We start from the raw sequence: 13,465 nt of genomic DNA on the forward strand, positions 1-13,465 counted from the left end.
ATGCTCAGTCGTACCGCCGATCATTTATTCTGGATGTCCCGCTACACCGAGCGGGCAGAAAACACAGCGCGCATGCTGGATGTACACGTGCAAACCGGCTTGCTGCCGCAATCGGTCGAAGATGCTGAAAAAGGCTGGCGCGCAATCCTCGGCATTTCCGAACTGCAGCAGGCATTCGACAAGAAATACAGCGTCCTGACGCAAAAGGACGTGATCGATTTCATGGTGCGCGATCCCAGCAATCCGTCCTCGATCGCCTCCTGCCTGAAACAGGCGCGCGAGAATGCACGTGCCGTGCGCGGCGCGCTGACCACGGAGGCCTGGGAAATTCAGAATGCCACCTGGATCAAGATGCAGGGTTACCTGCAGACTGATGCGCTGGAGCAGAATCCTAGCGAATTCTTCGAATGGGTCAAGCACCGTTCGCATCTATCGCGCGGCGTCACCATCGGCACCATGCTCAAGGACGAAGCGTTTCACTTCATCCGCCTCGGCACGTTCCTGGAGCGCGCCGACAATACCGCGCGCATCATCGACGTCAAGTTTCACGGCGCCAAGGAAGGTGCGGCCTACAAGAAAAACGGCCAGCAGCAAGTCCAGAGCAAGGAGCAGCAGCACGCCGAAGAGCGCAAGGACGCCATCGCCGAACCGCAGGTCGATTTCTACTACTGGGCGGCAATCCTGCGTTCAGTGTCCGGCTTTGAAATCTACCGCAAGGTGTACCGCGATGTGATCACACCGGCGCGCGTGGCCGATTTGCTTATCCTGCGGCCGGACATGCCACGCTCATTGCTGGCTTGCATGGAACAGGTGGTTGGCAACCTGAAGCATGTGCGCAACGACATTTCGTCCGATACCGAACGCTTCGCCGGCAAGCTACACGCCGATCTGAAGTTCAGCAATCTCGACGAGATCCTCGATGCCGGCCTGCATGACTACCTGACACGTTTCTTCGAGCGGGTTTTCGAACTCGGCAACCGCATCAGCCGCGATTTCCTAGTGCCGTTGAATACATAGCTTTGCAACACCATGACCTGGAAGCGGCAGTTAACGCGGCTTACGCAGTATTTTCAAACCCGTCAGCCAGAAAGCCGGACATGCACTTCACTACCTGCGTCACCGCTGCTTCCAGGACAGAGCCGCCATGCTATTGACCATTCGGCATGAAACGGTCTATCACTACACCGCTCCGCTGACTTACACCATCCAGCAGTTGCGCCTGTCGCCGCGTGCCGAGGTACAGCAGCGCACGCTGGCCTGGAATATCCGTAGCTCGGGCACCCGCCATCCGTTCACCGACGCCTTTGGCAATCTCAGTCATACGCTCACCATCACCCGGCCGCACCACGAGGTGCGCATCATCGCCGAAGGCACTGTGGCGGTTGCGCCTTTGCATTTGGGGCGCCTGCCGCAGCCGGGCGAATTTTCGCCGTTGGTATTTACGGTGCCAACGCAACTGACGCAGCCCACCGTTGCCGTGACGGACTTCGCCCATCGCCATCTTCAGGCGGGCGCCGGCAGCAGGCAATTGCTGGATCTGGCACAGGCCATCTGCGCCGCAGTTGCCTATCAAAGCGGCTCGACCGCCGTGACCACCAGCGCCGATGACGCGCTGGCGCAAGGCCAGGGGTATGCCAGGATCACGCCCACTTGTTCCTCGCTTGCTGCCACACTGTCGGCATCCCGGCGCGCTACGTATCGGGCTATATCGACCCCGGCAACACCAATCACGCGGAAAGTCACGCCTGGGTCGATGTCTGGGTGCAGGAACGCGATTTTTCAGGCTGGATCAGCATCGATGTGACCCATGCCTGCTTTGCCAGCAGCAATTATTGTCGCCTAGCAATTGGACGCGACTACGATTCGGCGGCGCCGGTGCGCGGCGTTCGACGCGGCGGCGGCGAGGAAACGCTGACGGTACAGGTGAATGTTTCCACACTGCCATCAGATCAATGAAATCAGCAGGAGAATGTGTAAAAACTTGTTGCATAACCAATAAAACCGTAGCAACCTGACCAGGAAACGATGTTGGGTTCCTGTAAAATCCTTACTTTGCATTTTTCTCTGACACCATGACTTACTGCGTCGCCCTGCGCCTCGATTCCGGCCTGGTTTTTCTTTCCGACTCACGCACCAACGCGGGTGTCGACCATGTAGCCACCGCGCGCAAGATGAGCGTGTTCGAGAATTCCGGTGATCGCCTGATGGTCCTCATGACCGCCGGCAACCTGTCGATCTCGCAATCGGTCAAGGAAGTCATCGGCGAGCGCATGAATGCCGCCGGCAAAACCATCTGGACTGTCGATTCGATGTACGAAGCCGCGCAAATCGTCGGCGAGGCAATCCGCACCGTACACGACCGCGAAGCGCAGGCACTGGAAAAATTCGGCATCGATTTCAACGTCAGCATCATCTTCGGCGGCCAGATCAAGGGCGAGCGTTGCCGCCTGTTCCAAATTTATTCAGCCGGCAATTTCATCGAATCGCACAACGAAAACACCTATTTTCAGATCGGCGAATCGAAGTACGGCAAGCCGATCCTGGATCGCGTCATCACGCCGGCTTCGTCGCTCGACGAGGCGGCAAAATGCGCGCTGATTTCCATGGATTCAACGCTGCGCTCCAACGTCTCGGTTGGTTTGCCGCTGGATATGCTGTTGTACGAAAACGATACACTGGCAGTGACCCGCTTCGTCACCATCGGTGAAAAGAACCAGTACTTCCAGATGATCCGCGAAAACTGGGGCAAGCAGCTCAAGACCGTATTCGACGGCCTCGCCGATCCGGTCTGGAATGCCGACCCGGAAACCACGGCTAATGTGCTCTCGGCGCAAGGCTCACGCAGCCAGCCGCTGGTGGTGCTGCCACCACAAGGACTGGCCACCGAACATCCACCTGCGCCGCTACAGACGCTGGCACAAGGCAGCGACAGCAAACAACGCTGAAGACCTCATGAAATGAAAACGGCGCCCTGATTCGGCGCCGTTTTCATTTCAAGTTCGCGTAGCAGCGCGGGCTGCCCTCGTAGCAACTGCGTCATCCCCGCGAACGCGGGGATCCAAATTGACTGAATAAGGTCATGAAAATGGGTTCCTGTATTCGCGGGAATGACGACAAACACCGCCACTGCCGCCGGTTTGGTTCAGAAACAATGCTCAGGCGCCGGAAACGACTGATCCTTGACCGCACGCACATACGCCAGCACGGCAGCATCGATGCTGGTCTGGCCTTGCATGAAGTCTTTCACGAAGCGCGCCTTGTGGCCGGGGAAAACCCCCATCAGGTCGTGCATCACCAGCACCTGGCCGGAACAATTCGGACCTGCGCCAATGCCGATGGTCGGGATCGACAGCAGCTCGCTGACTTCCTTGCCGAGCGCCGCAGGAATCGCTTCCAGCACCAGCAGACTGGCGCCCGCTTCCTGCAGCGCCAGCGCATCGGCCTTCAGCTGTTCGGCCGCCGCGTGCGACTTGCCCTGCACCTTGTAGCCGCCCATCTGATGCACCGATTGTGGCGTCAGGCCGAGATGGCCGCACACTGGAATTGCGCGTTCTGTCAGGAAGCGCACGGTCGGCGCCAACCAGGCGCCGCCCTCGATCTTGACCATTTGCGCGCCGGCCTGGATCACTGGCACTGCATTGACAAATGCGCTTTCCGGAGTCGCATAGGCGCCGAACGGCAGGTCTGCCAGCACCAACGCCGTGCGGTTGCCGCGCGCCACGCTGGCGGTGTGATAAACGATATCCTGCACCGACACCGGCAAGGTCGAACTGTGCCCCTGGCATACCATGCCGAGCGAATCGCCGATCAGCAGCGTTTCGACGCCGCAACGATCCATCAACGACGCAAAACTGGCGTCATAGCAGGTCAGCATGGTGATTTTTTCACCTTTGTCGCGCAACGCCTGCAGTGCCGGGATGGTAATCGGTTTAGTGCGCGCAACCGGCGCCTTGCCGTCTGCCGCCGGCTCACCGCCTTGTAAATAGCCTGCCATTGTCATTCTCCACGATTGAAAAATTCACGCTTGCCACGCATGCCATCGATGCGCGCCAAGAGCAAGTTGAAATCGGCGTCGTTGCCGGCCAAATCCAGATGTTCGTTATTGACGATCAGCAAAGGTGCATCGTCGTAATGATAGAAAAAGCTGCTATAGCTCTCACACAGGCGCGCCAGGTACTCGGGTGAAATACCCGCCTCCATCTCGATGCCGCGCTTCCTGATGCGTCCGACCAGGGTTTCCGGTTCGGCCTGCAGGTAGATCACCAGGTCCGGCGTCGCCACCTGCGGCCGCAGATGGTCGTACATTTGCTGGTACAGCTTGAGTTCTTCGTCAGCCAGCGTCAAGCGCGCGAAAATCGGATCCTTGGCCAGCAGGAAATCGGCGATCAGGTGACCGTTATTGTCGAACAGATCTTCCTGCGCAGCGTCACGCAACTGGTTGATGCGCTGGAACAGGAAGAACATTTGCGTCGACAGCGCATAGCGCGGGGCATCGCGATAAAATTTTTCAAGGAACGGGTTTGCCTGCGGCTGTTCCAGCAAAACCTTGCCACCCAGGTGCATGGCGATCTTGTTGACCAGCGTGGTCTTGCCGACCCCGATCGGGCCTTCGACAACGATGTATTTGTAGCTGGCTAGATTCATGTTCGAGAATGTGATCCGGATGCGGAAGGAATGGACAGTGTGCCAGAAGCCGGCGCAGCCGGCAGGCATTCGTCATTAATCGGATTTATGCTTTGCTGATGGACTGGTCCGCGACTAGTGGCGCGAACTGATGCGCCGGACCATGATTCGGGATGACGATGAAGGGATCAATCTGCAACAGCGGAATCAGCACGAAAGCACGTTGCGTCATGCGCGGATGCGGTACGGTTAACACGTCATCGGCGATGCGCGCTTGGCCGTACAGCAGCAAATCCAGGTCAAGGGTACGCGGTGCATTCGGATACGGCCGCTCGCGGCCGAAATCCTGTTCGATCCGCTGCAACCCCTTCAACAACGCATGCGCGCTCAGCCGCGTGCTGACGCAAGCTACGGCATTGATATAATCGTCGCCGCCGGCATCCAGCGGCGCCGTGCGGAACAGGCTCGATTGCGCCGTCAGGCTGGTATCAGGCAACTTGCCGAGCTGCAGGATAGCGCGCTGCACCTGCCCGCGTGCATCGCCGAGATTGGCGCCGAAGCCGATGTAAGCCGTCACCGGATCGGCAATCTTGCTGGAATCCGCCGTCATTGACCACCTGACTCTTTGTTGCCTCCGCCCCCCGGATTGGCCGTCTTGGCGGCGCCACGCGGACCGCGCCGACGCGGCCGCTTCTTAGCCGGTGCAGCTTCCGCCGCCACCTTCGGCTTTTGCGCCAGCAGCTTTTCACGCTGGTCGCCATCACCGTCCATGAAGGCGGTCCACCATTCGCCGATTTCGCTATCGATCTCGCCTGAGGCGCAACGCAGCAGCAGGAAATCGTAGCCGGCGCGCAAACGCAGATGCTCCAGCAGCTTGTACGGCGCCTTGCCGACTCGGCGTTCAAAGCGCGGCTGCATGGCCCAGATATCGCGCATGTCGGACGCAATCTTGCGTTGCAAGGCCAGCTTGTCAGTTTGCGCTTCCAAGACGTCGTCGGCGGCCAGATGCAAGGCTGGGATCGGCAGTTCGCCGGCGGCCTTGTAGGCGCTCCATTTTTCCAGCACCTGATGCCACAGCAGCGATGCAAACAGGAAGCCCGGCGACACCGGCTTGCCCTGCTGTACGCGGACATCGGTATTGGCCAGCGCCAGCGTGACGAATTTTTCGCCCAGCGGCTGCTCCAGCACGACATCCAGCAACGGCAGCAAGCCGTGATGCAGGCCTTCCTTGCGCAGTTGCTGCAAACAAGCCAGCGCATGGCCGCTCATCAACAGCTTGAGCATCTCGTCGAATACCCGTGCCGCCGGCACATTGTCGATCAGCGCCGCCATCACCGGAATCGGTGCCCGAGTGGCCGGATCGATCGTGAATTTGAGCTTGGCGGCAAAACGCACAATGCGCAGCATGCGCACCGGATCTTCGCGATAACGGGCTTCCGGATCGCCGATGATGCGCAAGGTCTTGGCACGAATATCGTCGATGCCGCCATGGTAGTCCAGCACGCTTTCGGTGGCCGGATCGTAGTACATCGCATTGATGGTGAAATCGCGTCGCACCGCATCTTCGTGCTGCTCGCCGAAGGTGTTGTCGCGCAACACGCGGCCATGTTCATCCTTGGGCGAACCGTCGGACGAAGCGCCACGGAAGGTGGTGACTTCGATCAGTTCCTGGCCGAACATCACGTGCACGATCTGGAAGCGCTTGCCGATGATGAAGGCGCGCCGGAACAGGCGTTTGACCTGCTCGGGCGTGGCATTGGTGGCGACGTCAAAATCCTTTGGCTTCACGCCCAACAGCAGGTCACGCACAGCGCCACCGACGATGAACGCCTTGTAGCCGTTATCCTGCAGCGTCTTGGTGACCCTGACGGCATTCGGCGACACCAGCTGCGGATTGATGCCGTGCTGCTTCGGGCCGAGTATCAACGGTTGGGTGGGATCTTTTTTCTTTTTCCCAAGGATGGAACGAATCAGCTTCTTGATCATTGCGCGTCGAATAAATTCAGGATGGGCCAACCGTGCGCGGTGGCATGCGCTTTCAACAGGGAGTTCGGATTGGTGGCAATCGGATCCGTGACCAGCAGCATCAGCGGCAGGTCGTTGTGCGAATCGCTATAGAAATAACTGCGCGGGAAGCTTTTCAGCGTCATGTCCATCGTGGCCAGCCACGCATGGGTATGGACGACCTTGCCGGGGCCGTAGGTCGGCGTGTCCAGCAGTTTGCCGGTAATCTCGCCATCGCCGGTAGTTTCCGGATCGGAGGCGATCAGGAAGTCGACGCCGAGCGCCTTGGCGATCGGTTCCGTCACAAAACTGTTAGTGGCGGTCACGATCGCTACCAGGTCGCCAGCGTCCTGGTGTTTTTGCAGCAACGCGCGCGCCGCAGGTGTGATCTGCGGCTGGATTACTTGCGCCATGAATTGCTCATGCCATGCATCGAGTTGCTTGCGCGGGAATTTGGCCAGCGTGCCGAATGCGAATTCCAGGTATTTGACCGGATCGAGCGTCCCGGCCTGGTATTGGGCAAACCATTCGGCATTGCTCTTTTCAAAGACATCAGGATCCACTGCGCCGATGCGCACCAGGAACTGTCCCCATTCATAGTCGGAGTCGACAGGCAACAGCGTATGGTCAAGGTCGAATAAGGCCAGGTTCATAGAGGTTTATTATCTTCGGATTCGAGTTGCAACAAGCTGCGCAGCAAAGGCAGCGTAATAGGACGCTGAGTCTCCAGCGAATAACGGTCCAATTCATCCAGCATGGCTGTCAAAGACCGCATATCGCGCCGGAAATGCGTGATCAGGTAGGGTAACACGCCACTCGACAGATGCAGGCCGCGTACTTGCGCGGCATGCGTCAGTGCGGCGATCTTTTCTTCATCGCTCAAACCATGCAATTGATAGATCAAGCCCCAGCCGAGACGGGTACGCAAATCTTCGCGCACGCTCAGTTCGGATGGCGGCAGTTCGCCGCTGGTGACCAGCCAGCCGCCATGCTCGCGGATCTGGTTGAACAGGGCGAACGCTTCAATCTGGTCGGTGGCCGACAGCTTGTCGCAATCGTCGATCAGATAGCCGGATACCTCCGGCGAAAAATTGAACACGTCGCCGTTATATTGATTGCCGCGGATCAGGCGGGCCCCGGTGCTGCTGGCCAGGGCATGCAGCACGTGGCTTTTGCCGGCGCCGGCATCGCCCCACAGATAGACGAAGCGGTCGCCTGGTGCGGTGATGGATGTCGTCGACGGCGCGACCAGACGCTGCAAGAACTGTAAAGCTTCTTGATTCTGCCCGACCACAAAAGTGTCGAGAGTCTGCGGTTCTTCCGCAGTAATGTCCAGCGTAAGCTGCCTCATACTTCTTTACCCAAGAGGAGGCTCGACGAACCGGCTGCGCGACACAATATGAGAGCTGCGATGCTCCCCCCTAATTCTGCGTTGCTCGCGACGATTTTTCGAACCCCTTTTTAATTTGTTTAATTAATAATAATTAATGTTTATAAAAACTGCTGTCCAGGTAGTGCGCGCGCACGTGCTTGACCACTACCGACATGATTGCAGAACATGGCAACGCCAGCAGTATGCCGACAAAGCCAAACAGTTGGCCAAAGGCCATCAATGCAAAAATCACCACCAGCGGATGCAGGCCGATGCGTTCACCCACCAGGCGCGGCGTCAGGATAAAACTCTCCAGTACCTGGCCAATGCCATAAATAATGGCAACCGCGATCAGCCCATGCCAGCCCTGGAACTGCAGCATGGCGGCGATCAGCGCCAACACCAGGCCGAGGCCAAAGCCGACATATGGAATAAATACCAGCAAACCGGTAATAATGCCAACAGGCAACGCCACATCAAAGCCCGCAATCGCCAGCCCGGTCGAATAATAAATCGCCAGAACCAACATTACCAGCAATTGCCCCCGCAAATACTGCGCCAGCAGGCTATCGACCTCTTGCGTCATGTTGCCGGTCTTGCCCTGCCAGCGGCGCGGCACCAGCATGCCGACGCGTGCAACGATCTGATGCCAGTCCTGCAACAGGTAAAACAGCACCACCGGCACCAGCAGGATCGTCGCCAGCCACCCCAACACCGCCGTGCCGCCCACCTTGACCGAAGCCAGCACCGAGGTCCAGATTTCATCGCTGCTGGTCGACAGCTGCTTGGTCAGCATTTCCTTGATGCCAGTGCCATCGAGCCGCATGTTGATGCCGAAATCCTGGAGATGCGGACCGATGAAGCCATCCAGCTTGCTGAGGAAATTCGGAATCTGGTCTTGCAACAAAGGAAATTCTTTGCGCAATACCGGGATTACGATCAGGATCACCGCCAGGATCGCAAACACCAGCAGCATGATCACGATCAGCACCGCCAGCGCCCGCGGAAATGGGAACTTGCCGATGCGCCTGCGCGACAGCCAGTCGACGCCCGGATTGAGCGCGTAGGCGAGGATTGCAGAGGCGATGAAAGGGGTCAGGATCGGCCCTAACGCGACCATCAGGGCTATCAGCAACAGGCCAAGTCCAAGCCATAAAGCTGTTTGTTTTTGTTCGTCGGTAAAAGAAAATGGCATGGAATCGAGAGTTTGATGGATCGGTTTGATAAAATACCGCTTTTACCGCGCAATAATCCAGCCGACGCCAGGCGAATGACAAGCTGAGGACAGGCAAAACCTCGTGGAAAAGCAGCATTTTCCGCTTGTTTTGCCCTCGCAAGCCTGTCGCTGGCCGATTATTTCACCCCAAATACAGCAATGTATAGGGAATGCGTGGCCGAATTCCTCTATTTTACCGCCTCTGCCGCCAATCACATCATGACTTCCACTTCAAACGTTTCCAACGTGCCCCTCTCTTATCGCGATGCCGGTGTTGATATCGACGCTGGCGACGCCCTGGTCGAGGCAATCAAGCCCTTTGCTAAGCGCACCATGCGTGAAGGCGTCATGGGCGGCATCGGCGGCTTCGGCGCCTTATTCGAAATCAGCAAGAAATTCAAGGAACCGGTACTGGTCTCCGGCACCGACGGTGTCGGCACCAAGCTCAAGCTGGCCTTCCACCTGAAGCGCCACGACACGGTCGGCATCGACCTGGTCGCCATGAGCGTCAACGACATCCTGGTGCAAGGCGCCGAGCCGCTGTTCTTCCTCGATTATTTCGCCTGCGGCAAACTCGATGTGCCAAGCGCCACCGATGTCATCAAGGGCATCGCCAAGGGTTGCGAACTGGCCGGCTGCGCACTGATCGGCGGCGAAACCGCTGAAATGCCAAGCATGTATCCGGATGGCGAATACGACCTGGCCGGCTTCGCGGTCGGCGCGGTTGAAAAATCCAAACTGATCGACGGCACCAAGATCGTACCGGGCGACGTTGTCCTGGGCCTGGCATCGTCGGGGGCGCACTCCAACGGCTACTCGCTGGTGCGCAAGATCATCGATGTCGCCCAACCGGATCTCGACGCCGACTTCCACGGCCGCAAACTGGCCGACGTCCTGATGGAACCCACCCGCATCTACGTCAAGCCGTTGCTGGCGCTGATGGAGTCGATGGAAGTCAAGGGCATGGTGCACATCACCGGCGGTGGCCTGGTGGAAAACATCCCGCGCGTGCTGCAGGACAATCTGACTGCGGTATTGCATGCCGACAGCTGGACCATGCCACCGCTGTTCAAATGGTTGCAACAACATGGCCAAGTCGCCGATGCGGAAATGCATCGGGTCTTCAACTGCGGTATCGGCATGACTGTGATCGTTGCCAAGGAAAACGCCGACGCCGCCATCGCCCAATTGCAGGCAGCCGGTGAAACCGTCAGCCGGATCGGCGAAATCCGCGCCCGCGCCGAAGGTGAAGCGCAAACCATCGTCATCTGATCTAATCAATCAACTGCGTCGTCCTCGCGAACGCGGGGACCCATTTAAGTCGACATGGATTCCCGCCTTCGCGGGAATGACGGTTATTTTTGCGACGCCAAGATAAGCAACGCAAATGCCAGGTACATAAAAAAACGACCAGATTACTGGTCGTTTTTTTTATTTCGTGGTCGCTGCAATCACTGCATCAATCAATTTCAATCTTCATAACGCTTTAAGCTCGCCGCCATGCCCTTGTCCAGATCGGACATGCAACTTACCGTCACGCCCAGATCGCGCAACAGTCCGTCGCGCAGCCATAGACCCAGCTATGAATGGTCAGTGGCTGGCCGCGCTCCCAGGCGTCCTGGACGATCGTAGTACGGCAGATATTGGCAACCTGCTCCATGGAGTTGAGTTCACACAGGCGATCGTGGCGCAAACTCTCAGGTAACGCTTCGCCCAAATACCGTTCGTGTTTCTGGTGCACATCTTCGACATGGCGCAACCAGTTGTCCGCCAGGCCGACGCGGCGCTTGGTAAGGGCGGCGTGAACGCCGGAGCAGCCATAATGGCCGACCACGAAAACGTGCTTGACCTTGAGTACGTCGACGGCAAACTGCAGCACCGACAGGCAGTTCAGGTCGCTGTGTGCAACCACGTTGGCGACGTTGCGGTGAACGAACAACTCACCCGGCAGCAAGCCCAGCAATTCATTTGCCGGCACCCTGCTGTCGGAACACCCAATCCAGAAATACTCTGGCGTCTGTTGCGCTGCCAGGGTTTTGAAAAAGGCCGGATCGCGGGCGGTAATTGCCGCCGCCCACTCACGGTTTCTCTGGAAAAGATCTTCTCTGGTCAGGGATTGCTTGTTTTTTGCTGTCATTGTTTTCTATTCAATAAAGTTCCATCCGCATACCATTTTGATAACGATATGCAAGACATCCTGGGCCTTATTTTATAGAAAACTGGCAAATCCCATCGGCTTTTATCGGTTTTTGCTTCCTATAGCCGATATTCGCTTTGGGCTTACCTATCCGGCCTGACCCAGCAACGCCTGCTTCAGCTTGCCGTCCGCCGGTTTCTCACCGAGCCAGATTTTCAGCAAGGCATTATAGAAAACCTGATCAGGCAAGGTCTCCGACACTGGCTTGCCGTTAAAGTGGATCTGCGTACCGACGTTGGGAATCCAGTCGGTGGTCAGCACATCGCCTTTTTTCAATTCCGGGATCGAGGCAAACAGCTCGCCGAACTTCAGCAACTGGTTGATGATCTTCGATTTTTCCGTCCTGTCCACGTTGTTCTGGATACCTGCCATGAAAGCACGGCTGAAATCCTCGCTGCTGACGTCACGCAGCATCACCAGCTCGATCCGCCGTGCGCCCGGCGCCGCCAATACATCCGGCACAGTGGTTTTCTTGTCGGCCAGATAGAGCGCCGCCGTATACACCTTGAAAATCACCTTGTAGCGAATACCGGCGCCGTTCAGCTTCAGATCCTGATTACCGACTTTTGCCGTTTCGTCGATCTTGACGCCTGCGACATCCAGCGCGGACGCATTCTGCGCCACGATCAGCGCCGACAATATGCAGGCGCAAGCCCCCGCACGCTTCAAACGAGCAACTATCTTCATGTCTCCTCCTATGGTTTGTATATGGAGTTTGTTTTGTGTTGATCGCTGATATAAAAGAACGATCGTTTTATTATTACCACCTACAGAATAGAGAGGCGCGCAAAATTATGCAATAGAGAAATTGTTAATGGCACCGGCCATATGGAACAACATTTTCCACAAGGAAATTTTTGGCATAAAAAAACGCCAGCCCTCGATGGCTGGCGTTTCCAGAAGGTAAAGCGTCCGTGATCGAAATTATTCGAAGAACTCTTTTACCTTGTCCTTCCAGGACTTGGTTTGCGGGCTGTGCTTGGCGCCGCCTTCACTGGTCAGTTGCTCGAACTCCTGCAGCAATTCCTTCTGGCGCTCACTCAGCTTGACCGGGGTTTCCACCACGACGTGGCAGAACAGATCGCCGGCGTAGCCTGAGCGTACACCCTTGATACCCTTGCTGCGCAGGCGGAAGGTCTTGCCGGACTGGGTGCCGTCGGGGATCGTGAACGAAGCCTTGCCGTTCAATGTCGGCACTTCGATTTCACCGCCCAAAGCCGCTTTGGCAAACGAGATCGGCATTTCGCAATGCAGATCGTCGCCTTCACGCTGGAACACCGCGTGCGGTTTGATGTGAATTTCCACATACAAGTCGCCAGTCGGCCGCCATTCATGCCTGGCTCGCCATTGCCGGAAGAACGAATCCGCATGCCATCGTCAATACCAGCAGGAATCTTCACTTCCAGTGTTTTGTTGCGCTTGATGCGGCCAGCACCGGCGCAAGACGGACACGGCTCGGGAATGATCTTGCCGCTTCCATGACATTTCGGACAGGTCTGCTGAATGCTGAAGAAACCTTGCTGCATGCGCACCTGGCCGTGACCACCGCAGGTCGGGCAAGTGACCGGCTCAGTGCCGGCTTGGCGCCGCTGCCGTGACATGGTTCGCATTCATCCCAGGACGGTACCCGGATGGTAGTGTCGAAACCGTGTGCCGCCTGCTCCAGCGTGATTTCCAGGTTGTAGCGCAGATCGGCGCCGCGATACACCTGTGGTCCGCCACCACGGCCGCCGCGACCACCGCCGCCACCGAAAATGTCGCCGAAGATATCGCCAAAGGCATCGGCGAATCCGCCCGCGCCACCACCGCCGCCACCCATATTGGGATCGACACCGGCATGGCCATAGCGGTCATAAGCATCCCGCTTTTGCGGGTCTGACAGCATTTCGTAGCTTCTTTCGCCTCTTTGAACTTCTCTTCCGCACCCTTGCTATCCGGATTGCGGTCCGGATGATGCTTCATTGCGAGCTTGCGGTACGCCTTCTTGATTTCTTCATCAGAAGCGTTTTTCGCAACACCCAGTATTTCGTAAAAATCACGCTTCGCCATCTTT

General features: G+C 57.5%; 11 protein-coding genes and 3 pseudogenes. 4 read left to right on the forward strand and 10 right to left on the reverse strand.

Features of this window, described 5'->3' with window-relative positions; translation table 11 throughout:
* From CAter10_RS18300 to CAter10_RS18310, 3 genes and pseudogenes are all read left to right on the forward strand, one after another.
* Positions 1-1,017, forward strand: a complete 1,017-nt coding sequence (locus tag CAter10_RS18300; protein WP_061534542.1) for an alpha-E domain-containing protein — start codon at positions 1-3, stop codon at positions 1,015-1,017.
* Positions 1,018-1,144: 127 nt separating this feature from the next.
* A pseudogene (locus tag CAter10_RS18305) lies at positions 1,145-1,956 on the forward strand (transglutaminase family protein).
* 116 nt (positions 1,957-2,072) lie between these two features.
* Positions 2,073-2,945, forward strand: coding sequence for a proteasome-type protease (locus CAter10_RS18310; RefSeq protein WP_061534543.1), 873 nt, complete (start codon positions 2,073-2,075; stop codon positions 2,943-2,945).
* A gap of 197 nt (positions 2,946-3,142) precedes the next feature.
* On the opposite strand, the gene panB is transcribed toward CAter10_RS18310, so the two are convergent.
* The 7 genes from panB to CAter10_RS18345 all read right to left on the reverse strand — a co-directional run bounded on the left by panB (position 3,143) and on the right by CAter10_RS18345 (position 9,194).
* Positions 3,143-3,994, reverse strand: a complete 852-nt coding sequence (gene panB / locus CAter10_RS18315) for a 3-methyl-2-oxobutanoate hydroxymethyltransferase (protein WP_061534544.1) — start codon at positions 3,992-3,994, stop codon at positions 3,143-3,145.
* A gap of 2 nt (positions 3,995-3,996) precedes the next feature.
* Positions 3,997-4,644 carry a deoxynucleoside kinase gene (locus CAter10_RS18320; protein ID WP_061535455.1) on the reverse strand — a complete coding sequence of 216 codons (648 nt, stop codon included), beginning with the start codon at positions 4,642-4,644 and terminating at the stop codon, positions 3,997-3,999.
* An 85-nt stretch (positions 4,645-4,729) separates the two neighbouring features.
* Positions 4,730-5,233 (reverse strand): 2-amino-4-hydroxy-6-hydroxymethyldihydropteridine diphosphokinase, encoded by a 504-nt coding sequence (folK, locus tag CAter10_RS18325; RefSeq protein WP_061534545.1) that lies wholly within the window; start codon positions 5,231-5,233, stop codon positions 4,730-4,732.
* Positions 5,230-6,609 (reverse strand): polynucleotide adenylyltransferase PcnB, encoded by a 1,380-nt coding sequence (gene pcnB / locus CAter10_RS18330; protein WP_061534546.1) that lies wholly within the window; start codon positions 6,607-6,609, stop codon positions 5,230-5,232. Before pcnB ends, folK begins: the two co-directional genes overlap by 4 nt.
* Positions 6,606-7,280 carry a histidinol-phosphatase gene (locus tag CAter10_RS18335; RefSeq protein WP_061534547.1) on the reverse strand — a complete coding sequence of 225 codons (675 nt, stop codon included), beginning with the start codon at positions 7,278-7,280 and terminating at the stop codon, positions 6,606-6,608. Before CAter10_RS18335 ends, pcnB begins: the two co-directional genes overlap by 4 nt.
* Complete coding sequence (gene hda / locus CAter10_RS18340; protein ID WP_061534548.1) at positions 7,277-7,978, reverse strand: DnaA regulatory inactivator Hda; 702 nt, start codon at positions 7,976-7,978, stop codon at positions 7,277-7,279. Before hda ends, CAter10_RS18335 begins: the two co-directional genes overlap by 4 nt.
* A 133-nt stretch (positions 7,979-8,111) precedes the next feature.
* Positions 8,112-9,194 carry an AI-2E family transporter gene (locus CAter10_RS18345; RefSeq protein ID WP_061534549.1) on the reverse strand — a complete coding sequence of 361 codons (1,083 nt, stop codon included), beginning with the start codon at positions 9,192-9,194 and terminating at the stop codon, positions 8,112-8,114.
* A 240-nt stretch (positions 9,195-9,434) separates the two neighbouring features.
* Between CAter10_RS18345 and purM the strand changes: the two genes are divergently transcribed.
* Positions 9,435-10,487: a phosphoribosylformylglycinamidine cyclo-ligase gene (gene purM / locus CAter10_RS18350; RefSeq protein ID WP_061535456.1), complete on the forward strand. Its 1,053-nt coding sequence runs from the start codon at positions 9,435-9,437 to the stop codon at positions 10,485-10,487.
* 197 nt (positions 10,488-10,684) lie between these two features.
* Here the strand turns inward: purM and can are convergent.
* The 3 genes and pseudogenes from can to dnaJ form a co-directional block, all read right to left on the reverse strand.
* Positions 10,685-11,352 (reverse strand): annotated as a pseudogene (gene can, locus CAter10_RS18355) (carbonate dehydratase).
* A gap of 147 nt (positions 11,353-11,499) precedes the next feature.
* Positions 11,500-12,099 carry a chalcone isomerase family protein gene (locus tag CAter10_RS18360; RefSeq protein WP_061534550.1) on the reverse strand — a complete coding sequence of 200 codons (600 nt, stop codon included), beginning with the start codon at positions 12,097-12,099 and terminating at the stop codon, positions 11,500-11,502.
* A 237-nt stretch (positions 12,100-12,336) separates the two neighbouring features.
* Positions 12,337-13,461 (reverse strand): annotated as a pseudogene (gene dnaJ / locus CAter10_RS18365) (molecular chaperone DnaJ).
* Positions 13,462-13,465 lie beyond the last annotated feature (4 nt).

The sequence above is a fragment of the Collimonas arenae genome, from assembly GCF_001584165.1.
Taxonomy (GTDB): Bacteria; Pseudomonadota; Gammaproteobacteria; order Burkholderiales; family Burkholderiaceae_D; genus Collimonas; species Collimonas arenae.

Excerpts from the sequence above, each read along its gene's own strand:
- CAter10_RS18300 (WP_061534542.1), top strand. The coding sequence starts at position 1 with ATGCTCAGTCGTACCGCCGATCATTTATTCTGGATGTCCCGCTACACC.
- CAter10_RS18310 (WP_061534543.1), top strand. The coding sequence starts at position 2,073 with ATGACTTACTGCGTCGCCCTGCGCCTCGATTCCGGCCTGGTTTTTCTT.
- panB (WP_061534544.1), bottom strand. The coding sequence starts at position 3,994 with ATGGCAGGCTATTTACAAGGCGGTGAGCCGGCGGCAGACGGCAAGGCG.
- CAter10_RS18320 (WP_061535455.1), bottom strand. The coding sequence starts at position 4,644 with ATGAATCTAGCCAGCTACAAATACATCGTTGTCGAAGGCCCGATCGGG.
- folK (WP_061534545.1), bottom strand. The coding sequence starts at position 5,233 with ATGACGGCGGATTCCAGCAAGATTGCCGATCCGGTGACGGCTTACATC.
- pcnB (WP_061534546.1), bottom strand. The coding sequence starts at position 6,609 with ATGATCAAGAAGCTGATTCGTTCCATCCTTGGGAAAAAGAAAAAAGAT.
- CAter10_RS18335 (WP_061534547.1), bottom strand. The coding sequence starts at position 7,280 with ATGAACCTGGCCTTATTCGACCTTGACCATACGCTGTTGCCTGTCGAC.
- hda (WP_061534548.1), bottom strand. The coding sequence starts at position 7,978 with ATGAGGCAGCTTACGCTGGACATTACTGCGGAAGAACCGCAGACTCTC.
- CAter10_RS18345 (WP_061534549.1), bottom strand. The coding sequence starts at position 9,194 with ATGCCATTTTCTTTTACCGACGAACAAAAACAAACAGCTTTATGGCTT.
- purM (WP_061535456.1), top strand. The coding sequence starts at position 9,435 with ATGACTTCCACTTCAAACGTTTCCAACGTGCCCCTCTCTTATCGCGAT.
- CAter10_RS18360 (WP_061534550.1), bottom strand. The coding sequence starts at position 12,099 with ATGAAGATAGTTGCTCGTTTGAAGCGTGCGGGGGCTTGCGCCTGCATA.